Here is a 21,250-nt window from a genome sequence, read left to right on the forward strand (position 1 = left end):
TATTTCAGACAGGAGACAGGTATGGAGCAAGTGGTGAATTTATGGCCGCTTATCGGCATTGTGGCTATCGTGATTGGGTTTCTATTGAGGTTTAACCCAGTATTGGTGGTGATTATTGCCGGTATCATTACTGGCGTTGCTGCTTTTATGTCAATTGGGGATATTCTGGAAAAACTGGGTTCAGGTTTTCTGAGTACGCGTAATTTACCGCTGATTTTATTATTACCGCTGGCAGTTATCGGCCTGCTGGAGCGTCATGGCTTAAAAGAACGGGCACAGGAATGGATTGCTCATATTAAAACCGCGACGGCAGGGCGCTTATTGATTGTTTATCTGTTTGTGCGTGAAGCAGCTGCTGCATTGGGGCTAACCAGTTTGGGTGGGCATCCGCAAATGGTTAGGCCACTTTTGGCACCGATGGCTGAAGGTGCAACTGAAAATCGCTATGGCGAATTGCCGGACGATGTTCGCTATCGTTTGCGGGCTATGTCAGCGGCAACGGATAACGTTGGGCTGTTTTTTGGTGAGGATATTTTTGTTGCTTTCGGTGCCATTATCTTTATGCATAACTTTATGCTGGAGTCCGGCGGTATTCAAACTGAACCATTGCATATTGCGCTCTGGGGAATTCCCACTGCAGTTTGTGCCTTTCTGATTCACTCTTTTCGCCTGATTCGTTTGGATAAACGTATTGCCAGAGAACTGTCCGGTTTAAATAAAAGTGCATTGCAGAATCGGGAGGGGGCGTAATGTTTCAGCAACAATATCTTTATTGGTTCGCCGGCGTCATTCTGCTGATAGTGGCTTTGATGTCCTTACGTGACAAAGCTAATCCGCGTCGTTTTGCGACCGCGCTATTTTGGGGATTGTACGGACTGGTTTTTCTGGTTGGCGATTGGACCTACACCTTAATGAGTTCATTGACGGATAGCCAGAGTGGCACCCGGATATTAAATATTAGCGTGGGTGTCATTGTGGTTGTGATGGCGCTGATTGCTGGATTAGGCGGCGTTCGTTTGGGAAGTTACCATCAACGTGCGCCGGAGCAACGCAAACAGAGTGCGGCTCGCTTGGGGAATCGTTTGTTTCTGCCAGCGCTGGCTATTCCAGTCGTGACGGTGATTGGCGTGTTGCTGTTCAACAATATCCCCGGTTTACCACAAATCATGTTTGGTGAGGGCAATCACTCAACGCTGGTTACGTTATTCTCCATGGCCGTTGGTTGTCTGGTTGGATGGCTGGTCGCACTGCGTTTGACTCATGAAAAGCCTGCGCAGTCGGTTCAGGAAGCGCGTCGTCTGCTGGATGCTATTGGTTGGGCTTTCATTCTGCCGCAGATTCTTGCCACGTTAGGTTTACTGTTTACCACTGCGGGTGTTGGGGTGGCAATTTCTTATTTGACGGAACATTACTTAGCTGTTGATAATCGATTTATTGCGGTGCTGATTTATGCAGTAGGTATGGCGCTGTTAACTATGGTGATGGGTAACGCCTTCGCGGCATTTCCTATCGTGACCGCAGGTATCGGTATTCCGATTTTGGTATTGATGCACGGCGGAAATCCTGCGGTAATGGCAGCTATTGGTATGTTCTCCGGTTATTGTGGTACGTTAATGACACCCATGGCGGCCAACTATAATATTGTGCCGGCGGCGTTGTTGGAGCTTCCTGACCGAAATGCGGTGATTAAGGTACAGGTTCCAACAGGATTGGCACTATTAACGGTGAACGTTTTTCTGCTCTATTTCCTGATGTTTTAATAACTGAGGTGATTTTATGGCTAGCGTATTAATAACCGGAATTGAACCCTTTGATGGTGAACATATTAACCCTTCCTGGGAGGTTGTTCGCCAACTTAATGGCGTATATATCGCTAATACGCTGGTTGTTGCACGCCAGTTACCCTGTGAGTTTGGGCACGCATTGGATAAGCTGTATCAGGCAATCGATGAGTTGGAACCCACGCTGGTTATCTGCGTAGGTCAGGCTGGTGGGCGTGCAGAGGTTTCGATAGAACGGGTAGCGATTAATATTAATGATGCGCGCATTCCAGATAATCAGGGCTATCAACCGATTGATGTCCCGATTATTGAACAGGGGCCGGCTGCCTATTTTTCTACTTTGCCAATTAAAGCGCTGGTTCAGGGGCTACGGGATGAGGGTATTCCTGCCAGCGTCTCTCAAACGGCGGGAACCTATGTTTGTAACCATATAATGTATGGTTTATTGCATCACTTGAAAAAACAGGGTTCACCGGCGCGCGGTGGTTTTATTCATATTCCTTATTTACCTGAACAAGCGGTTAATCACTCAGGGGCACCCAGCATGTCAGCATCGACCTTAGTAAAGGCAATGGAGAAGATAATTGCTGTGTCGATCACAACACTGAAAGATTTGGTGGTCAGCGCGGGTGCAACCCATTAAATTCAGTTAGCGGAACAAGTGCCGATCTCTACTATTGTTATTTTGAATCAGGGCCGGAGAAATTACCGGCCTGATTATCGATTGATTACCGCTTACTGATTTGGTCAAAGGTTCCGTCGGTTGCGAAGTGGGTTTGCTGTGCTTTTTGCCAACCGCCGAAAATGCGGTCAACGGTAAATAAGGTTAACGGCGGAAAGGTGGAGGCAAACGCTTTTTGTACTTCCGGATCTCGTGGTCGATAGTAGTTTTTAGCCGCGATGGTTTGCCCCTGTTTAGAGTAGAGATATTTCAGGTAAGCTTCTGATACTTCGCGAGTACCGTTTTTATCAACGACGCTATCCACCACAGCGACGGTAGGCTCAGCTAAAATGGAAATGCTTGGGGTGATAATTTCAAACTGATCTTTTCCCAGTTGGTCAATAGCCAGTAAGGCTTCATTTTCCCAAGCGATCAACACATCGCCAATGCCTCTTTCAACGAAGGTGGTGGTGGAACCTCGGGCGCCAGTATCCAGTACTTGGACGTTGTTATATAAGGCTTTAACAAATTCTTGTGCTTTAGCCTGATCGTTATTGTTATGCTGTAATGCATAACCCCAGGCAGCCAGATAGTTCCAGCGCGCACCGCCGGAGGTTTTAGGGTTTGGCGTGACGACGTTAAGACCCGGTTTGATTAAATCATTCCAGTCGTGAATTTGTTTTGGGTTACCTTTGCGTACCAGAAAAACGATGGTTGAGGTATAAGGGGCGGAGTTATCCGGTAGGCGGTTTATCCAGTTTTTATCCAGCTTGCCGCGCTCGGCAATGGCATCAATATCATAAGCTAAAGCTAACGTTACGATATCGGCAGAAATGCCGTTAATCACTGATGAAGCCTGTTTTCCCGATCCGCCATGGGATTGTTTAATGATAATGTTGTCACCAGTTTTTTCATGCCAGTAGCTGGAAAATGCTTTATTGTACTGTTGGTACAATTCCCGTGTTGGGTCATAGGAAACGTTTAGCAGTTGAATATCTTTTGCTGCGGCGTTAGCCGTAGTTAGTAACAGTAGAACGCCGATTTTCCAATTACGCATATATACTCACCTTATTCTAATCTGATTAAAATAGTTAACGCAGTGAGATTGCCAGAAAAGCGTTCTAAGTAATAAAGAATAAAAAGATACTTTTTATGTTAATAAGTAATATATCATTTGTTTACTTTTAGCCTACGGGGTAACAAGGCCAAGTTTCAATTTTATAGGGATACAGTAATGAAAGGATGTCTAAAGTATTGGCGCTATCTGGTGCTGATTGTGGTTGTGGTGGCTGGCTTTTTTACCTGGCAATGGTATTCACTGAAAAAAGAGGCCGAGATTGCCTTTAATCAAAATTCGGTGGTGGCCCAATATCTGGGTAAGGTTAGCGTTGAAACAATTGGTTTGAGCGCGTTTGCGGCACAGTGTCAGGTGGGGTGTGAACACTATTTGGTTAAACTTCGGGGAGATAAAGCCAGTGCTATTGCGGTGGCTGATTTAACTAAAGGGAGCACCGAGCTTTCTTATGCCATTATGTGTTTGGATAATGGCGAAAATATTGCCCTTACCAGAGATGCTGAGCTGATTGTGGATAACAGTCGTGAAAGCTCTTGCCAATAATTTTATGTTTCAATCAGAGATTATTCGATGAAAAGATTAACTTTATTGTCCACTGCTTTTTTATTGGCGTTGAGTTTAAATGTTTCAGCAGAAGAACTGGACTGTAATAATGTAATCACAACTCCGGATATTAATGCTTGTGCTCAGATGGAATTAGATAAAGTTGAGAAACAGCTCAATCAGACTTATCAAAAAGTAATGGCATTAATTAATAAGCCGGATGAGGAAAGTATTCCTTATGCGGAAGTAAAAAGAAATTTGTTAGAAAGCCAAAGAGCCTGGGTAACCTTTAGAAAAAAGGATTGTGATGCGCTTTATGCGCTCTACTCAGGAGGAACGATACGTGGAGTGGTGTATTTAGGCTGTATGCGTGAACATGCGGTAAAGAGAACGGAAGACTTGAAAGGCTATATTTCCTATTTTGAGTGATAATGTTTTCTCTGTGGCTTGAGTCAGGACGTTTTGCCGCGCAGTTTCTATACCTTTGCGGCTGGTTTAATCCATTGTCGCCTAAGGACTAGGTAGAGGTAATATTATGAATATCAGTCAGGTCGCAGAAAAAACCGGTTTAACCAGCAAAGCGATTCGCTTTTATGAAGAGAAGGGGTTGATTACCCCGCCGAGTCGCTCACTCAACGGTTATCGTCAGTATAATCCAAAGAATGTGGAAGAGCTGACGCTGTTAAGGCAAGCGCGCTTGGTTGGCTTTACGTTGGAAGAGTGTAAAGAGCTGCTGGCGTTGTTTCATAATGCTGACCGTCGCAGTGCGGATGTTAAAGCCCGCACGCTGGAAAAAATTAGCGATATCGATCGTCATATTTCGGAACTGACGCAAATGCGTGGAAAGTTAGTTGAGCTGGTGGCGCTTTGTCCGGGAGATGATGGGGCAGAATGTCCGATCATGGATAGCTTTACCGGCTGCTGTCATCAGGTTGACGATAGTCATCAATAAAATTGCCGGCTGTTGGTGCCGGCAATTCAATGTGATGTTTACGCTTTACCTTATTGGTGTTTGCTGGAATGTACTGGCTTCACAATCAGCGTAATACTTTCTACCGCAGTAATGCGAATTTCCGTTCCTGCCGGCAGGTCTTCGGTACACTGGACCCGCCAGCTACCATCGGCCAGATTGATTCGGCCAATACCGTGAACAATGGGTTCAGTCAGTACCATTTTTTGGCCGATTAATAATTGATTTGGCTGGTTGAGATGGCTGTGTTCGCTAACGGTGCGAGTTTTCAGCCAATACCACCAAATAACGGCGGTGATCAAAGTGAGGATAGCAAAGTTCACCCATTGCCAGCTCCAGTCCATAGGAACCAACCAAGTAACTACCCCAATAATAATGGCCGATATACCACTCCAGAGCAGATAGCCATAAGTACCGAGCAGTTCGGCCGCCAGCAACAGGCCGCCGAATATTAGCCAGAAACGGTACGGATAAGCGATCAGATCCTCAATGATATCCATTATTTCTTGTTCTCACCTTTAATCAGTTCAGTAATACCGGCAATGCTGCCCATCAGGTTGCTCGCTTCTAATGGCATCATAATGACTTTACTGTTTTCTGCTGAACCAATGGCTTGTAGCGCATCAGTATATTTCTGTGCCACAAAGTAGTTAATCGCTTGAATATTACCAACGGAGATGGCTTCAGATACCATTTGGGTGGCTTTAGCTTCGGCTTCTGCCGCACGTTCACGAGCTTCAGCCTGTAGGAACGCGGCCTGTCTTTCACCTTCAGCCTTTAGAATTTCAGATTGTTTCTGGCCTTCAGCGCGTAAAATAGCGGCCTGACGGATACCTTCGGCTTCCAGAATATCGGCACGCTTGGTACGCTCGGCTTTCATTTGCGCGTTCATTGAGGAAATCAGCTCTGCCGGTGGTCGAATATCACGAATCTCAATACGGGTAATTTTAATTCCCCATTGATTAGTCGCTTCATCAACCACTTGCAACAGACGAGTATTAATGTGGTCGCGCTGGGAGAGCATTTCATCCAGCTCCATAGAGCCCAGAACAGTACGGATATTGGTCATGGTGAGGTTCAGGATCGCCATTTCCAGATTACTGACCTGATAGGCTGCCAGCGCTGAATCTCTGACCTGAATAAAGCAAACGGCATCGATGGTAACGTTGGCGTTATCTTTGGAGATGATTTCTTGAGAAGGGATATCCAGAACCTGTTCCATCACGTTGATTTTACGACCCACGCGATCCATAAATGGAATAATCAGGTTAAGACCGGGCATCAGGGTTTTGGTGTAGCGACCAAAACGCTCAATCGTCCACTGAAATCCCTGGGGAACAACTTTGATTCCGGCAAACAGTACGAAAAGAACCAGAAGAACCAAAATTGCAATAGCAATAGCTGGCGTTGACATAGCATCATCCTTTAAAGGTATTTATATCCAGTTTACTTGAAACCTGACATTAAGACAGCTTAAAAGGCATGATAGCTGATGTTTCGCCAGCGTTTGGTTTATTCCGGGTTGAACAGAATACCGGTATTATCCGGGCTTAATGGCGCAGCACGGCCGTTCTTTAAGGTACAATTGGTTTGCCATTTGCGTTCAAAGATGGCACTTTTGCTCTCTCTGGCGCTGATGTTCAGTGACGTGCCTTTTTCCAGAATAAATGGAAAATACTTGCCATTGTCCATTCTTGAGTTTTCTGGGCGCAGATGACCGCAGAGAATACGCTGATCGTCTTTACCGAATACGGTAATGTCACTGTAACGCAAGACCACCTCATCCTCAGAATCCGGCTTGGTTAAAAACAGGCGCGCGGTTTTGGACTGGATAGTTTCCAGCGCTGTGATGGTCCATTGAGCATCGTCTTCAGTAAATAGCGCTGCGTTAGGTGTTGTGACTTCTTCAGCGGATTCATCAATATCTTCATCCACCTCTTGGTCGTCAACTGCGGCCGGCTCTTGATCCTGCGGCGGTTCTTTTTCCGCTGTAGATTGAGAAGTTTTAGTGGGAGCAGATTCCGTTTGCTTGTTGCTTTCTGTTTTGAATCCATGACAGCCGGTAATTATCAGGCTCAGTAGGGCAATAGTGAATAAGTTATGACGGATTTTCATTTCAATTCTTTTCTTGATTAAAATAGTTAACAACCGAAATAGTATAGCATTTTTATTGTTATTCTCCTCCTGCACAAACGCGATTTTATTGTGGTTGATTTGTAACCAGATGAAAATCAGCCAGTTAATAATCGAAAAAAGACTATTAATAATATTTTTTCCTGATATAGTTAAAAGGTTTGGCCGCACTCTAGATAAAAATCAACAAATATATTTTGTTTCCTACGCCTTTGGTTTTATGACCAATCAGGTGGGTGTATTGCTACGCCTAAAATACGGCGAACAATGCGTTGGAGAGAGATGGGTTTTATTTATTGATTATATAAATCAATATGTTGTCTTGAGTTGGTAGTAAGGTGATTTTGCCGATAATAATTAAAAGCTAAATTAAGGTGGGGATGGTTGTGACCAAAGAGACGATAAATCTAACCGAGAATCAAAAAGTTCTGGTAGTTGAAGAGGCAAAAAGAAGGAAGTATGCCTATAAAGCGGTGATTGCTTCAACCGTGGGTTATGCAATGGATGGTTTTGATTTACTGATTCTTGGTTTTATTTTAAATGCCGTTGCCCTTGGCTTAGGGTTGACCACCAGTGAAGCGGGCTCTTTAGTCACCTGGACGCTGGTGGGTGCCGTGGTTGGTGGTTTATTTTTTGGCGTACTGAGTGATTATTACGGGCGAGTCAAGGTACTAACCTGGTCAATCGTGCTATTTGCTGGCTTTACCGGCATGTGTGCACTGGCTCAGGGCTATTGGGATTTACTGGTCTACCGTACCATTGCGGGTATCGGTTTAGGTGGTGAGTTTGGTATCGGTATGGCGTTGGCCGCAGAAGCCTGTCGGCCTAATGAACGCGCGAGGATGTCCTCCTATGTTGGTCTGGGATGGCAAGCAGGGGTTTTAGCCGCCGCACTGTTAACGCCAGTGTTATTACCGGTTATCGGTTGGCGGGGAATGTTTGCCGTTGGTGTGATTCCTGCGTTGGCTTCATTTGTTATTCGCCACTATATCGGCGAACCCGAAATTTTCGTTAAGAAAAGCAAAGAAAAGCGCAAAGGAAATCCTTTTAAAGCCTTGGTGGCAGATACCGAAACCATCAAAGCCAGTATTGGCATATCCATCCTCACTTCAGTACAGAATTTCGGTTATTACGGCATTATGATTTGGATGCCGTCCTATTTGAGTCAACAATTCAATTATTCACTCACCAAGTCAGCCATGTGGACCGCAGTCACGGTGGTCGGTATGGGCTTTGGTATCTGGCTATTTGGCCAACTGGCGGATCGCTATGGCCGTCGCCCGATCTTTCTGGTGTATCAGGTGGGTGCCGCGTTAATGGTGTTGGGATATTCCCAACTGACCGATCAGTATAGTCTGCTGATTGGCGGAGCTGTTATGGGGATGTTCGTTAACGGTATGATGGGCGGTTATGGGGCGTTAATTTCTGAAGTCTACCCAACGGAAGCTCGTGCCACGGCGCAGAACGTTCTGTTTAATATCGGTCGGGGTATCGGCGGTTTAGGGCCTTTGGTCGTAGGTATGGTGGTATCGATGTATTCTTTCCAACTGGCTATTGCCATGCTGGCATCGTTATATGTGTTGGATATTCTGGCGACCTTATTCTTAATACCGGAAAAGGCAGGGAAACCCTTAGAGTAATCGGTAACCGAATAAAAAAGAGCGCCCATGCGCTCTTTTTTATTGGGGCAAGACGAGAATTAAAGGAAGAACGAGATCCCGGTGAAAACCGGGATCTCGTTCTTAGGCCAAATACCATCAGTTAGTTATAACCTGACGTCTGGCTCTTCCCGAGCAACACTCATTAATACAGCATTGAATATAGCTGGCGTCTGAACTTCGCCGCTAATGCATCACCGGTTCCCAGAGCGGCAAGAATATCCAACAGGGTTTTCTTCGCGTTACCGTCTGCGGCATCAAGGCTGCGTTTCAGATGTGTCATCAGCAGCGTTAATGCTTCTTCATTGCGTCCTACGGTATGTAGTTGTAGCGCTAGTTGGACGGCTAATTCGGCATTGTCTGGTTCAGCGTCAACCTGCTGCTGTAGCTGTTGAATCTCTGGGGTATCAGCCGCCTGTTTTAATAGTTCAATCTGCGCCACCAAACCTTGATAGCGAGTATCGCGGTCCTGTAGCGGGATTGTTGCCAGAACAGCTTCAGCATCTTCGCTACGGGTCAGGGCAATTTGGGTTTCGGCCAGTAATAAACCAATATCACTGCGCTGATTGCTTATCTGCCAGGCTTCTTTCAACAGAGGCAAGGCATCAATATATTTGCCTTCACGCATTAACTCTTCGGCCTGAGCCGCTTTCAATTCCTCTTCCTTAGGCAGGAAGCGGTTTAATAGTTCGCGGATAGCTTCTTCCGGCTGGGGGCCTTGAAAACCATCAGCGGGTTGGCCGTCTTTAAACAGGTAAACGGTAGGAATAGCGCGGATACCAAACTGAGAGGCGACCATTTGCTGCTCGTCACAGTCGATTTTAGCTAAGACAAATTTTCCGTTATATTCCGCGACCAGTTTAGCTAACAGTGGATCCAGTTCCTGGCAGTGTTGACTGCGGGCAGACCAAAAGTAGAATAGAACCGGAGCCTGGGACGACTGTTCCAGTACCTGTTGAAAGTTGGATTCGGTCACATCAACAATAAAATTAGCGTTCATCACAAGTTCTCTTTTATCAGCTTCTTATAGCATTATGTTAGGTATATGTGGGTTTATTTCACCGACTTCAACCTTACACTAACCTTTATTCCTTAAAATTTTATCCATTAAACGGTCTGGTAAGAAGCGTTTACAGATAGCCATAACTTTAGTGACCAGCGTGACCCGATAGCGAATTTTGGCTTGGCGGCTTTCCAAAGCATGTCGAACAATGGGGATTAATGCTTCGGGTGGCAGGGTAAAACGTTTGGCAATTGGCGGGTTTTTTACCAGATTATCACTTTGGGTTTGGTTAACGTTGTTGGTAAACGAGGTGCTGATAGGGCCTGGTTCAATCAAGCTAACCTGAACCCCGGTGCCATCAAGCTCAAGGCGTAAGGCATCGGACCAGGCTTCAAGGGCATATTTACTGGCGGCATACAAACCACGACCTGGCGTTGAGATAATGCCCATAACCGAACTGGTTTGGATAATTCGGCCCGTTCCCTGTTTAATCATGGCGGGCAGCAGCAGCATGGTCAGCTCATGAGCACCAAACAGGTTAGTTGAGAATTGTCGTTCAAACTGCTGACGTGAAATCGTCTCTAATCGCCCATAAACACCAAACCCACCGTTGTTGAATAGGGCATAAAGTTGACCGTTAGTCATGGCTAAGACTTCAGCCGCAGCCTGTTGAATACTGTCGCTGTCATCCAAATCAAGGCGAACAACTTCAAAGCCTTTTTGTTGCAGTATGGCTACATCTTCTGGTTTGCGGCAGGTCGCAATAACCCGATAGCCTCGCTGTTGAAGATCGGTCGCGGTGACTAAGCCAATGCCGCTAGAACAGCCGGTGATTAAAATCGCCTTTTGCATAACTTTACATTCTCCCCGTTAAAGGCTTATTCGGCCGTTTTTTGTACATTAAGACCCACGTAAGGCGCCAGCGCTTGTTCCATAAGATCGGTGATAAATGGCTGAGCTTCAGCCGTCGGGTGCAGACCGTCAGACTGCATCCATTCTGGTTTTATGGCGACTTTTTCCATAAAAAAAGGCAGCAGGGGGAGCTGGTTTTCCTGAGCTAGCTTAGGGTAAATTGCTGTAAAGGCATCAGTATAGCGGCGGCCATAGTTTGGCGTAATACGTATTTGCATTAACAGTGGCTGTGCATTAGCTTGTTTAACTAATGTAATAATTTGTGTTAAATCCCTTTCTATATCCGCCGTTGGAAAACCACGTAACCCATCGTTGGCGCCCAGTTCAATCAGAACCCAGCGTGGTTGGTGCGTTTTTAGCAATTCAGGTAAGCGAGCAAGACCTTGCGCAGCGGTATCTCCACTGATGCTGGCGTTGATGACTTGTGGGGCGTTAGGGATATTTTTCCAGCGTTCAGATAACCGCGTTGCCCACGCCTGCTGAATAGGTAATTGATAACCGGCGCTTAAACTGTCGCCCAGAATAAGTAGCGTATCTGCAGCCGCAATGCGCATTGATGACAATCCCAGTAATAAAAGGATCGGGATATGCCTGAAAATAATGTTCTTGAAGTTCATCATTTAAATAAATTCGTTGGTGAAGGAGAGCATAGGCTCAACATCCTTACCGGAGTTGAGTTAGTTGTCAAATCTGCGGAAACAATAGCATTAATTGGTGAGTCAGGCTCGGGTAAATCGACTTTACTCGGGATACTTGCCGGTTTAGACGACGGTAGCGATGGGGATGTCAGGCTATTGGGGCAATCACTGCCCGGTATGGATGAAGAGGCCAGAGCGGCTCTGCGGGCCAGTAATGTTGGCTTTGTTTTTCAATCATTTATGCTGGTACCTACCTTGACTGCGTTAGAAAACGTTCAGCTCCCCGCATTGCTGCGTGGTGATAATGAACGGAGCAGTAAAGCGCAGGCGATGGAACTGCTTGAGCAGCTTGGTTTAGGGCAGCGTATTGATCATTTACCGGCACAACTTTCCGGAGGCGAACAGCAACGTGTGGCAATCGCTCGGGCTTTTATCGGTCGTCCGAAAATCCTGTTTGCTGACGAGCCAACCGGTAATCTCGATCGCCAGACCGGGGTGAAAATTGCTGATTTACTGTTCTCTCTGAATCGCGACTATGCCACAACGCTGGTATTAGTCACTCATGATGAAACGCTGGCCGCCCGCTGCCAGAGAAGGCTGCGCTTACGCGACGGTAAGCTGTGGGAGGAGTCATGATCTGGCGTTGGTTTTGGCGAGAGTGGCGTTCTCCTTCACTCTTGATCGTCTGGTTTTCTCTTACGTTGGCGGTGGCCTGTGTATTAGCGCTGGGTAACGTTAGCGATAGGATGGAGCAGGGGCTGAATCAGCAAAGCCGGGATTTTATTGCTGCGGATCGGGTTTTGACGGCCAGTCGTCCAGTACCGGTGGCGTGGTTACAGCAGGCAGAAAAAGAGCAGCTTTCCGTTAGCCGTCAGCTCTCTTTTATGACGATGGCTTATGCTAACGATATTCCGTTGCTGGCTTCAGTTAAAGCAGTGGATACTAATTATCCGCTGTATGGTGCACTGGAAACCTCACCTGAAAATATCAAACCGCAGTTAGGCACGGTGCTGGTTGCGCCGCGTTTGCTAGCGCTGTTGAATAGTAAAGTGGGGGATATGCTGGAAGTCGGTGATGCGACTTTACGCATTGCCGGGGAGATTATTCAGGAGCCTGATTCTGGTTTCAATCCATTCCAGACCGCGCCCAGAGTGCTGATCAATTATGCGGATATTGATAAAACCGGAGCGGTTCAACCGGGAAGCCGCTTAACCTATCGCTATTTGTTTGCCGGTGAGGAAGACAATCTTAACCAGTTTGGTGAGTTTATTACTCCACAGCTTCAAGCAGACCAGCGTTGGTTTGGCATGGAGCAGTCCGGTACCGCGGTGGGGAAATCTTTGCAAAGGGCGCAAAATTTCTTACTTTTATCGGCTATTTTAACGTTGTTACTGTCCGTCGCTGCGGTGGCTGTTTCTATGAGTCACTATTGTCGTAGCCGCCATAATCTGATTGCGGTGCTTAAAACGCTAGGAGCTGGTCGGCATTCCCTGCGTAAATTGATTATTGGTCAATGGTTATCGGTGCTAACGCTGGCCGCCGTTGTCGGCTGCACAATGGGGCTGTTATTTGAGAAAGGATTAATGGTTCTACTGGCGCCGATTCTCCCGAGAGCGTTACCACCGGCAGGAATATGGCCGTGGTTCTGGAGCCTGGGCGCATTACTGTTTATTTCACTGATTATTGGGTTACGGCCTTATAAACAGTTATTAGCGACCCGCCCATTGAAAGTGCTGCGTGAAGATACTGTATCCAATATCTGGCCGCTGAAGATTTACCTGCCAATAGTTCTCGGTATAGTGTTATTGCTGCTGGCGATATTAGTGGGCTTTAATCCTATGTGGTGGGGTGCGCTGCTAGGCATTCTCGTTCTCTCCCTGGCCTTAGGGGCGTTGGGCTGGTGTAGCCTACTGTTGCTACGCCGTATTACGCTAAAAAGTTTGGCATTAAGGCTGGCCGTTAATCGGCTGTTGCGTCAACCGTGGGTAACAACCAGTCAGCTATCGGCGTTTTCCTTCTCTTTTATGCTGTTAGCACTACTGTTTATGTTGCGAGGTGAATTGCTCGATCGCTGGCAGCAGCAACTGCCACCCGGTAGCCCAAATTATTTTGTGATGAATATGACGAAGGAGCAGCTACCGGAGCTTAAACAGTTTTTTGTTGAGCATGATATTAATCCCGGTGAGTTTTATCCGATTATTCGCGTGCGCTTAACTCAGATTAATCAGCAGGAAGCCACTAAACTGGTTAAAGAGGACGATCCCGGTAGTGAAGCGGTTAACCGTGAATTGAACTTAACCTGGCTGGCAGCAGATAAAGATTCACCTAATCTGGTCACCAAAGGAAATTGGCCACCGAAGGTAGGGGAAGTGTCCATCGATCAGGGATTGGCTGAACGGTTGGGAATAACTATTGGCGATAGGCTGACGTTTAGCGGTGATACACAGGTGTTTGACGCCACGATATCCAGTTTTCGACGGGTAGATTGGGAAAGTTTGAAGCCAAATTTCTATTTTATCTTCCCTGAAGGGGCATTGGATAACCTGCCGCAGACGTTTTTAACCAGCTTTCGTTATCAGCAGGAAGGACCCGCTTTAGTCCAGCTTAATCGTCAATTTCCAACCTTAAGTCTGTTGGATATTGGTAGTATCCTTAAGCAAATATCAACGGTGTTTCAACAGGTTGGACGGGCGTTGGAAACGATGGTGGCGTTGGTCATCGTTTGTGGTGTGCTGTTGTTGTTAGCACAGGTTCAGGTCGGGATGCGTCAGCGGCGGCAAGAGCTGGTGGTGTACCGCACTTTAGGGGCGGGAAAACGATTATTACGCAATACCTTATGGAGTGAGTTTGCTTTGTTGGGGCTGGCGGCGGGTATTACCGCGGCGATCGGTGCTGAGGTATCTCTGTGGTGGCTACAGTATAAGGTGTTTGATTTCCCATGGCAGCCGAATGTGCTGATGTGGGTGACGCTGCCTCTGATTTGTGCGGCTTTACTTTCGCTGTGTGGAGGATGGCTGGGTATTAGCTTGCTGAAAGGACAGGCTTTGTATCGGCGCTATCAGGAGTAATTGAATCAGAAGTTAGCAAGATTGTGGTGTCGGCTTATCCCTGTTTCTTGCGGGATAAGCCGGATAACTGCATCAGCCTAGCTTAGTTTATCGCTAGCCCAGTCAATGCCTGAGTAATAAACGTCTTCCATCATCGGTTTTAACTGGCTTAAGGTTTGTTTTAATACCTGCTTATCCGGATGATTTAAGTTCAGATGGCCGACCTTACGCCCCTCACGCACTTCTTTATCATACCAGTGCAGGTGAATCAGCGGCAGAGAGAGCCACTGTGGATTCAGCTCGGTACCAATAAGATTAATCATCACTGAAGGTGAAGAGACATCAGGTTGTGGCATTGGCAAGTCGAGAATGGCACGCAGGTGCAGCTCAAATTGACTGACAGAAGCCCCATTTTGTGTCCAATGTCCGCTGTTGTGCACACGTGGTGCCAGTTCATTAATCAACAGCTCGCCATCCACAATAAAGCATTCCATGGCCATCACCCCAATATATTTTAGCTTATTGAGTATGGCGCTCAGCATGGTTTCAGCTTGACGCTGTAAATGGGCATCCGTTGTTGGCAGAGCAACGCTGGTGCGCAGAATACCTTCTTCATGCAGATTATGGGTCAGAGGATAAAATACGCACCGTCCATCGTGGCTGCGAGCCCCAATTAATGAAACTTCCCCACTAAAGTTAATGCCCTGTTCAACGATACATTCACCATAGGCTTGGTTGGGTAAACTTTGTGTTTCATCAACACGGATGCGCCATTGGCCCCGACCGTCATAGCCACCCACACGTCGTTTTACAATCGCCAGTGCGCCTAAACGTTGAAAAATGGATGGCCATTCATCAGCGTGACTTAATGGCTGCCAAGGTGCTGTTGCCAGTTGCAATGAGTCGAGCAGCTGTTTTTGCGTCAGGCGATCGGCCAGAATTGGAAAAATATCCCGATTAATAAAGCTAGCGTGACGAGCGAGAGCCTGAGTTAGCGGGGTTTCCGGCCAACGTTCAATTTCAGCGGTGATAACCGCATGTTGATAGGGAACGGCTTCCGGTTCTGCATCCAGTCCGATGGGATAAACTGCAATGCCTAAGGGTTCACCGGCCTGACGTAACATACGGCCTAACTGTCCGTTACCAAGTACACAAACTGGTTTCATGCCTGTTCCCTCGGATCGGGATTATCCAGCACTTCGTCCGTTTGGTTTTGACGCCATGTCACTAAGCGGGCATAGACCTCTTTATCGTGCAGAGCCAGTATTTGAGCCGCCAGCAGGGCGGCATTTGCCGCGCCAGCTTTACCAATCGCTAACGTACCGACCGGAATGCCTCGTGGCATTTGAACAATCGAATAGAGGCTGTCTACGCCATTAAGGGCAGCACTTTGTACCGGTACGCCAAGAACGGGTACCAGCGTTTTCGCGGCCAGCATCCCAGGGAGATGAGCTGCACCACCGGCGCCAGCAATAATCACCTCGAAACCGTTATTGTGTGCCTGTTCAGCAAAACTGAACAGCTTATCCGGTGTTCTGTGAGCTGAGACAACTTCGGTATGGAATGGAATATTCAGGGCGGTCAGGATGTCTGCGGCGAATTGCATGGTTGCCCAGTCGCTTTTCGATCCCATAACAATAGCAATTTTGGCCTTGGCAGCATTGGCTGGCATAGGTGTGATGCTCCTGTGTTCGTGCAGGTTAGTTAAGATCTTAATACCAAACATGGCATTACGCTATAAAGCCATATTTTGTCAGATCATCACCATGTTGGTATTTATAAACAGAGGATGGAGAGAATACCATGGCTAAACGGTAAGGAAAACGTTTGCGTCACTATCAATGATGAAAAATGAGTGAAGAAACACCGAAAATAAACTCAACGCTGGCGGGAGAACGTGGTTAATCTTCCTGAAGGGGGAAGCTGATTAGCTCGATATTGTTATCAGCATCGATTTTAAACACGGAACCGGTATCATGCCAAGCGCCTAAAACAGCCCGTTTGGATACTTGGCCATCCATCGTTAGATCGTGGATAGCTGGGCGGTGTGTGTGTCCGTGCACCATGTAAATAACATTATGATCTTGTAGCTTTTTAATCACTGCTAGCTGGTTTACATCCATCATGACCGATGATTTGGTGCGATTGCTTAATTTACTTTGGCGACGCAGCTTATTAGCAATTTTTAGTCTTAGGAACAGCGGAAGTGAGAGAAATATTTTTTGAATCAGTGGATTACGGATATATTTACGAAAGCGCAGATAGCCAGGGTCATCAGAGCAGAGCGTATCACCGTGCAGAATCAATATCTTCTCACCATAAACATCAATAACCAATTCTTCTGGTAACAGCGTCATCTTGCTTTGTTTTGCAAAACGCTTACCGATAAGAAAATCACGATTACCATGGATAAAGTAGCAAGGAACGCCCTTGTCATGTAATTCGGACAAGGCCTGTGCAACTTGAGTATGTAGCGTATTCGGCTCGTCGTCACCTATCCAAAACTCAAACAGATCGCCTAAGATATAAAGAGCATCAGCATGAATGGCTTCACGCTGGAGAAAGGCGAGAAAACCGGCAGTAATTGCCGGCTCATTTTCGCTTAAGTGTAGATCGGCGATAAATAACGTAGTCATCTAATATCAATTATTCTTGATCGTTGATAGTAACGCTTTTTACGATAACATCTTCAACAGGAACATCCTGATGCATACCGCTTCGGCTGGTCTTAACGCTCTTGATCTTGTCAACAACATCCATGCCTTCTACTACTTCGGCAAACACGCAATAGCCCCAACCGTCAGCACTTTCAGAACGGAAGTTCAGGAAGTCATTATCAACGACGTTAATAAAGAATTGTGCAGTCGCGGAATGCGGAGCGGAAGTCCGCGCCATCGCTAATGTACCACGGGTATTTTTTAAACCATTATTGGCTTCGTTTTTGATGGTTGCATTAGTTTCTTTTTGATCCATACCTGGAACAAAGCCGCCACCTTGAATCATAAACCCATTGATAACACGGTGAAATATCGTGCCGTCATAGAAACCGCTGCGGCAATAGTCTAAAAAGTTTGCTGCTGTAACGGGAGCTTTATCGCTGAACAGTTTAATAACGATATCGCCATGGTTGGTATGAAAAGTGATCATTGAATATCCTGCAAGTAGTTATATAAAACAAAGCCTAATTGTATATGAAGGCGAGTGCGGCTGCACCTATTGCTTTATTATGTCTAAATCTAGTATATCAGAATTTTATCCTATTTTTATGGTAAAGAGTGAATTATTCATTCATTTATTGGTGATTAGTACGGACAGCTTCGGCTACAGGCTTATCAAGAAGTTAAAAATAATAGAATGGAGTCATCGGTTTTAATCGGTATTTGGTTATGTTTTATTCGATTGTTAATCGTATTGTTGTCTATTTTATGGTGTAGAGGAGTATCACAAGTTGTAATGGTTTTTCATTTTTCATCTTGTGTTGTGTGTTTGAATATTGAGTGCCGATTGAAAGGATAATAACCGACAGAACCTCGGCTTAATATAATTAAGCATTTTATTAACGGTAGTACTTATTTTAATCGTGATAATGTGGAATTGTCCGAGTGTTAATACTCAGGGCAGAATGCTGGCCAATGCTATTACGGCTTTGGGGCGGATAATCGGCAGGCTGATTATCGATACCGAGCTGGATTAGCATTTTCAATCAATGTCATTTGTTAGTGTGGCAAATAAATAGTGAGGATTTTATTTATGTTAGCTAAACCCTATGCGATCGTGATATTAAGTGCTGCATTGTTTTTTACTGGCCTGTCCCAGGCCGCGGAACGTAAAGTTATTATGCCAAAAGGTGATGAACCTTCTCGGTTATACTCTCCGGGTATTGAGGCTAATGGCTTTATTTTTACTTCTGGGCAACTGGCGATTGATCCGACTAGCGGTAAACTGGTTGAAGGGATTGAAGCCCAAACTCGATTGGCACTGGCTAATTTACGTCGCGTGCTGGAAGCCGGCGGTTCATCAATGGATAAGTTGGTGAAAGTGAATGTTTATCTTAGCAACATTGATGATTATGCTGCGATGAATAAGATCTATGCTGAATCTTTTAACGGTGCTCCTCCAGTGAGAACAGCCTTGCAGGTGGGTAAAATTCCTTTAGGCGCGCTGATTGAAATTGAAGGAATCGCGTTAAAATAAAGCTCGTTAAACCTTAGTTGTTTTTCATTATGAAACCAGTTTGCAGGGTTTCATAATGAAATATGTTATCTATCTATCAATATATACCTCATGAATCATGGGGTTCCTCTTGCAATGCCCTGATAATCAGGTTTCAATATATCCATCCATTTCATTTATCAAACGGTAACAGGCTTCCAATGCTAAAGATTTTTAATACCCTGAGCAGACAAAAAGAAGAATTTAAACCCATTCATGCTGATAAAGTAGGTATGTATGTGTGCGGGGTAACCATTTATGACCTGTGTCATATCGGGCATGGACGGACTTTTGTTGCTTTTGATGTTGTTGCCCGCTATCTGCGTTTTTTAGGTTATAACCTGACCTACGTGAGAAACGTGACCGATGTGGATGATAAGATTATCCGTAGAGCAGCAGAGAATAATGAAAGCTGTGAGCAACTGACCGAGCGTATGCTGGCTGAAATGCATGCGGATTTTGATTCACTGAATATTGCTCGTCCGGATATAGAGCCACGTGCTACCCACCATATTGCTGAAATTATTGAAATAGTCGAACTGTTGCTACAGCGTAACCATGCTTATATTGCAGATAATGGCGATGTCATGTTCTCGGTAGAAACTGATGCGGATTACGGTTTGTTATCTCGCCAAAATCTGGAGCAGTTACAGGCTGGGGCAAGGGTCGAGATTGCTGATGTGAAGCGCAATCCTATGGACTTTGTGCTATGGAAAATGTCTAAGCCAGGTGAACCAAGCTGGGAATCACCGTGGGGGGCAGGGCGCCCGGGCTGGCATATTGAATGCTCTGCGATGAACGGCAAGCAGTTGGGCGATCATTTTGATATCCACGGCGGTGGTTCTGACCTGATGTTCCCCCATCACGAAAATGAAATTGCACAGTCAACCTGCGCCCATGATGGCCCGTATGTGAACTACTGGATGCATTCCGGTATGGTGATGATTGACCGTGAGAAAATGTCGAAGTCATTAGGTAACTTTTTTACCATCCGTGATGTGCTACAGCATTATGATGCAGAAACGGTGCGCTACTTTTTGATGTCCGGTCATTACCGCAGTCAGTTGAACTACAGTGAAGAGAATTTAAAGCAGGCAAGAGCGGCGCTGGAACGTTTTTATACCGCGTTACGTGGTACTGATGAGTCGGTTAAGGCGCAAGGTAATACTGAGTTTGAAGCGCGTTTTCGTGAAGCGATGGACGATGATTTCAATACGCCAGAAGCTTACTCAATCCTGTTTGATATGGCGCGAGAAGTTAACCGCTTGAAGTCAGAAGATATGGTTGCTGCTAATCAATTGGCGGCAGAGTTACGTCGTCTGGCGGCAGTATTAGGGCTGCTTGAACAGTCGCCGGAAGCCTTTTTACAAGGGGCTGGGCAAAATGCTGCGGACGGTGACGAAGTCGCTGAAATTGAAGCACTGATTAAACAGCGTAATGATGCACGTCAGGCTAAAGATTGGGCACAGGCTGATGTTGCCCGTAATCGATTGACCGAGATGGGAATTATCCTGGAAGATAGTTCTGAGGGGACGACTTGGCGTCGTAAATAGTATTGAGTCAGAGATAAAAAAAGCGCCATTAGGCGCTTTTTTTATTTACGTTGACCCGTCCTGAATAGAGTTATAGCGGGTCGTGGTAATCCTGACAGGCTTGCAGAGTATTTTGCATTAAAGTTGCTACGGTCATCGGGCCGACACCACCGGGTACTGGCGTGATCCAACTTGCGCGTTGAGCAGCAACGTCATATTCCACATCACCTACAACTTTACCGTTTTCTAACCGGTTAATACCCACATCAATCACAATTGCGCCGGGTTTTATCCATTCCCCACGAACAAAACCAGGCCGACCTACGGCGGCAACAATTAAATCAGCAGCCCTGACTTTCTGTTCCATGTTTTGCGTAAAGCGGTGAGTGATGGTGGTTGTACAGCCTGCGAGCAGCAGTTCTAATCCCATTGGACGACCAACGATATTCGATGCACCAATGACTAATGCATCCAGACCATAGGTATTGATTTCACAGCGCTGTAGCATGGTGATAATACCACGCGGCGTACAAGGACGCAGTTTAGGCGTGCGCTGGCACAAACGGCCAATATTATAGGGATGGAAGCCATCGACGTCTTTCTCTGGCGAGATGCGCTCCAGAATTTTGATATTATCAAAGCCTTGAGGCAGCGGCAGCTGAACCAGAATGCCATCAATCAGCGGATCGTTATTCAGTGAATCGATCAGTTCGAGCAGTTCATTCTCAGTACAGGACATGTCCAGATTAAACGAACGTGATAGGAATCCGACTTCCTCACAAGCGCGGCGTTTACTACTGACATAAATTTGCGATGCTGGATTCTCGCCCACCAGAACAACGGCTAAGCCAGGGGCGCGTTTGCCCGCCTGAATACGTTGCTGAACACTTGCGGCAATTTCAGTTCTGAGTTGCTGAGCAATCGCCTTACCATCAATAATCTTTGCTGACATCTGAGAATAGATCCATTTTTTAACGACGGGGCTCATATTCTGTCAGAAGCAAAGCGTTCTGTCAGGGGTAAGTTATGATTAAATATCAATTAGGCAGCTTTTTGAGTAAAAAAACGAATGCAGGCTTAATAAG

At 46.1% G+C, this 21,250-nt stretch carries 23 protein-coding genes; 11 read left to right on the top strand and 12 right to left on the bottom strand.

The window, feature by feature from the left end; all coding sequences use genetic code 11:
- Positions 1-21 precede the first annotated feature (21 nt).
- From BMZ28_RS03840 to pcp, 3 genes are read left to right on the top strand one after another with little or no spacing between them, the layout of a single operon-like run.
- Positions 22-750, top strand: a complete 729-nt coding sequence (locus BMZ28_RS03840) for a DUF969 domain-containing protein (protein ID WP_047780472.1) — start codon at positions 22-24, stop codon at positions 748-750.
- Positions 750-1,760 (top strand): DUF979 domain-containing protein, encoded by a 1,011-nt coding sequence (locus BMZ28_RS03845; protein ID WP_047780473.1) that lies wholly within the window; start codon positions 750-752, stop codon positions 1,758-1,760. The genes BMZ28_RS03840 and BMZ28_RS03845 overlap by 1 nt, the downstream gene beginning before the upstream one ends.
- A 16-nt stretch (positions 1,761-1,776) precedes the next feature.
- Positions 1,777-2,424 carry a pyroglutamyl-peptidase I gene (gene pcp, locus BMZ28_RS03850; protein WP_074820818.1) on the top strand — a complete coding sequence of 216 codons (648 nt, stop codon included), beginning with the start codon at positions 1,777-1,779 and terminating at the stop codon, positions 2,422-2,424.
- A gap of 85 nt (positions 2,425-2,509) precedes the next feature.
- On the opposite strand, the gene BMZ28_RS03855 is transcribed toward pcp, so the two are convergent.
- Positions 2,510-3,499 (bottom strand): sulfate ABC transporter substrate-binding protein, encoded by a 990-nt coding sequence (locus BMZ28_RS03855; RefSeq protein ID WP_074820822.1) that lies wholly within the window; start codon positions 3,497-3,499, stop codon positions 2,510-2,512.
- 177 nt (positions 3,500-3,676) lie between these two features.
- Between BMZ28_RS03855 and BMZ28_RS03860 the strand changes: the two genes are divergently transcribed.
- From BMZ28_RS03860 to cueR, 3 genes are all read left to right on the top strand, one after another.
- Positions 3,677-4,060, top strand: coding sequence for a hypothetical protein (locus tag BMZ28_RS03860; protein WP_047780476.1), 384 nt, complete (start codon positions 3,677-3,679; stop codon positions 4,058-4,060).
- 27 nt (positions 4,061-4,087) lie between these two features.
- A complete protein-coding gene (locus tag BMZ28_RS03865) occupies positions 4,088-4,489 on the top strand; it encodes a lysozyme inhibitor LprI family protein (protein ID WP_074820825.1) in 402 nt (133 codons plus the stop codon).
- Positions 4,490-4,595: 106 nt separating this feature from the next.
- Positions 4,596-5,012 carry a Cu(I)-responsive transcriptional regulator gene (cueR, locus tag BMZ28_RS03870; protein WP_074820827.1) on the top strand — a complete coding sequence of 139 codons (417 nt, stop codon included), beginning with the start codon at positions 4,596-4,598 and terminating at the stop codon, positions 5,010-5,012.
- Positions 5,013-5,062: 50 nt separating this feature from the next.
- On the opposite strand, the gene BMZ28_RS03875 is transcribed toward cueR, so the two are convergent.
- From BMZ28_RS03875 to BMZ28_RS03885, 3 genes are all read right to left on the bottom strand, one after another.
- Entirely contained in the window at positions 5,063-5,530 is a 468-nt protein-coding gene (locus BMZ28_RS03875) for an NfeD family protein (RefSeq protein WP_047780479.1), read from the bottom strand.
- Positions 5,530-6,444 carry an SPFH domain-containing protein gene (locus BMZ28_RS03880; protein ID WP_047780480.1) on the bottom strand — a complete coding sequence of 305 codons (915 nt, stop codon included), beginning with the start codon at positions 6,442-6,444 and terminating at the stop codon, positions 5,530-5,532. Before BMZ28_RS03880 ends, BMZ28_RS03875 begins: the two co-directional genes overlap by 1 nt.
- Before the next feature lie 98 nt (positions 6,445-6,542).
- Entirely contained in the window at positions 6,543-7,145 is a 603-nt protein-coding gene (locus tag BMZ28_RS03885) for a hypothetical protein (protein ID WP_136655852.1), read from the bottom strand.
- Between the two features lie 446 nt (positions 7,146-7,591).
- Between BMZ28_RS03885 and BMZ28_RS03890 the strand changes: the two genes are divergently transcribed.
- Positions 7,592-8,803 (top strand): MFS transporter, encoded by a 1,212-nt coding sequence (locus BMZ28_RS03890; protein ID WP_071845547.1) that lies wholly within the window; start codon positions 7,592-7,594, stop codon positions 8,801-8,803.
- A gap of 163 nt (positions 8,804-8,966) precedes the next feature.
- On the opposite strand, the gene BMZ28_RS03895 is transcribed toward BMZ28_RS03890, so the two are convergent.
- The 3 genes from BMZ28_RS03895 to tesA all read right to left on the bottom strand — a co-directional run bounded on the left by BMZ28_RS03895 (position 8,967) and on the right by tesA (position 11,353).
- Positions 8,967-9,821 (bottom strand): co-chaperone YbbN, encoded by an 855-nt coding sequence (locus BMZ28_RS03895; RefSeq protein ID WP_074820834.1) that lies wholly within the window; start codon positions 9,819-9,821, stop codon positions 8,967-8,969.
- Between the two features lie 78 nt (positions 9,822-9,899).
- Positions 9,900-10,676: an SDR family oxidoreductase gene (locus BMZ28_RS03900; protein ID WP_074820837.1), complete on the bottom strand. Its 777-nt coding sequence runs from the start codon at positions 10,674-10,676 to the stop codon at positions 9,900-9,902.
- Between the two features lie 26 nt (positions 10,677-10,702).
- Positions 10,703-11,353 carry a multifunctional acyl-CoA thioesterase I/protease I/lysophospholipase L1 gene (gene tesA, locus BMZ28_RS03905; RefSeq protein WP_074820840.1) on the bottom strand — a complete coding sequence of 217 codons (651 nt, stop codon included), beginning with the start codon at positions 11,351-11,353 and terminating at the stop codon, positions 10,703-10,705.
- Between tesA and ybbA the strand changes: the two genes are divergently transcribed.
- Together ybbA and ybbP are read left to right on the top strand one after the other, a co-directional pair.
- Positions 11,324-12,010, top strand: a complete 687-nt coding sequence (gene ybbA, locus BMZ28_RS03910; protein WP_047780485.1) for a putative ABC transporter ATP-binding protein YbbA — start codon at positions 11,324-11,326, stop codon at positions 12,008-12,010. The two genes, tesA and ybbA, sit on opposite strands and share 30 nt — an antisense overlap.
- Entirely contained in the window at positions 12,007-14,442 is a 2,436-nt protein-coding gene (gene ybbP / locus BMZ28_RS03915; protein WP_074820843.1) for a putative ABC transporter permease subunit YbbP, read from the top strand. The genes ybbA and ybbP overlap by 4 nt, the downstream gene beginning before the upstream one ends.
- A 77-nt stretch (positions 14,443-14,519) precedes the next feature.
- Here the strand turns inward: ybbP and purK are convergent, their stop codons facing one another.
- The 4 genes from purK to ppiB all read right to left on the bottom strand — a co-directional run bounded on the left by purK (position 14,520) and on the right by ppiB (position 17,568).
- Positions 14,520-15,587: a 5-(carboxyamino)imidazole ribonucleotide synthase gene (purK, locus tag BMZ28_RS03920; protein WP_074820846.1), complete on the bottom strand. Its 1,068-nt coding sequence runs from the start codon at positions 15,585-15,587 to the stop codon at positions 14,520-14,522.
- The gene (gene purE, locus BMZ28_RS03925) at positions 15,584-16,093 is read right to left on the bottom strand and encodes a 5-(carboxyamino)imidazole ribonucleotide mutase (protein WP_074820852.1); all 510 of its coding nucleotides are present in this window, start codon (positions 16,091-16,093) and stop codon (positions 15,584-15,586) included. Before purE ends, purK begins: the two co-directional genes overlap by 4 nt.
- A gap of 229 nt (positions 16,094-16,322) precedes the next feature.
- The gene (lpxH, locus tag BMZ28_RS03930; RefSeq protein ID WP_074820855.1) at positions 16,323-17,057 is read right to left on the bottom strand and encodes a UDP-2,3-diacylglucosamine diphosphatase; all 735 of its coding nucleotides are present in this window, start codon (positions 17,055-17,057) and stop codon (positions 16,323-16,325) included.
- 10 nt (positions 17,058-17,067) lie between these two features.
- Positions 17,068-17,568, bottom strand: a complete 501-nt coding sequence (ppiB, locus tag BMZ28_RS03935; protein ID WP_047780490.1) for a peptidylprolyl isomerase B — start codon at positions 17,566-17,568, stop codon at positions 17,068-17,070.
- 603 nt (positions 17,569-18,171) lie between these two features.
- Between ppiB and BMZ28_RS03940 the strand changes: the two genes are divergently transcribed.
- Both BMZ28_RS03940 and cysS read left to right on the top strand, forming a co-directional pair.
- Positions 18,172-18,615 carry a RidA family protein gene (locus tag BMZ28_RS03940; RefSeq protein WP_197723516.1) on the top strand — a complete coding sequence of 148 codons (444 nt, stop codon included), beginning with the start codon at positions 18,172-18,174 and terminating at the stop codon, positions 18,613-18,615.
- Between the two features lie 179 nt (positions 18,616-18,794).
- Complete coding sequence (gene cysS / locus BMZ28_RS03945) at positions 18,795-20,186, top strand: cysteine--tRNA ligase (RefSeq protein ID WP_074820858.1); 1,392 nt, start codon at positions 18,795-18,797, stop codon at positions 20,184-20,186.
- 70 nt (positions 20,187-20,256) lie between these two features.
- Here the strand turns inward: cysS and folD are convergent, their stop codons facing one another.
- Positions 20,257-21,117 (bottom strand): bifunctional methylenetetrahydrofolate dehydrogenase/methenyltetrahydrofolate cyclohydrolase FolD, encoded by an 861-nt coding sequence (folD, locus tag BMZ28_RS03950; RefSeq protein WP_047780492.1) that lies wholly within the window; start codon positions 21,115-21,117, stop codon positions 20,257-20,259.
- Between the last annotated feature and the right edge of the window lie 133 nt (positions 21,118-21,250).

The organism is Pragia fontium DSM 5563 = ATCC 49100 (assembly GCF_900112475.1).
Lineage (GTDB): Bacteria > Pseudomonadota > Gammaproteobacteria > Enterobacterales > Enterobacteriaceae > Pragia > Pragia fontium.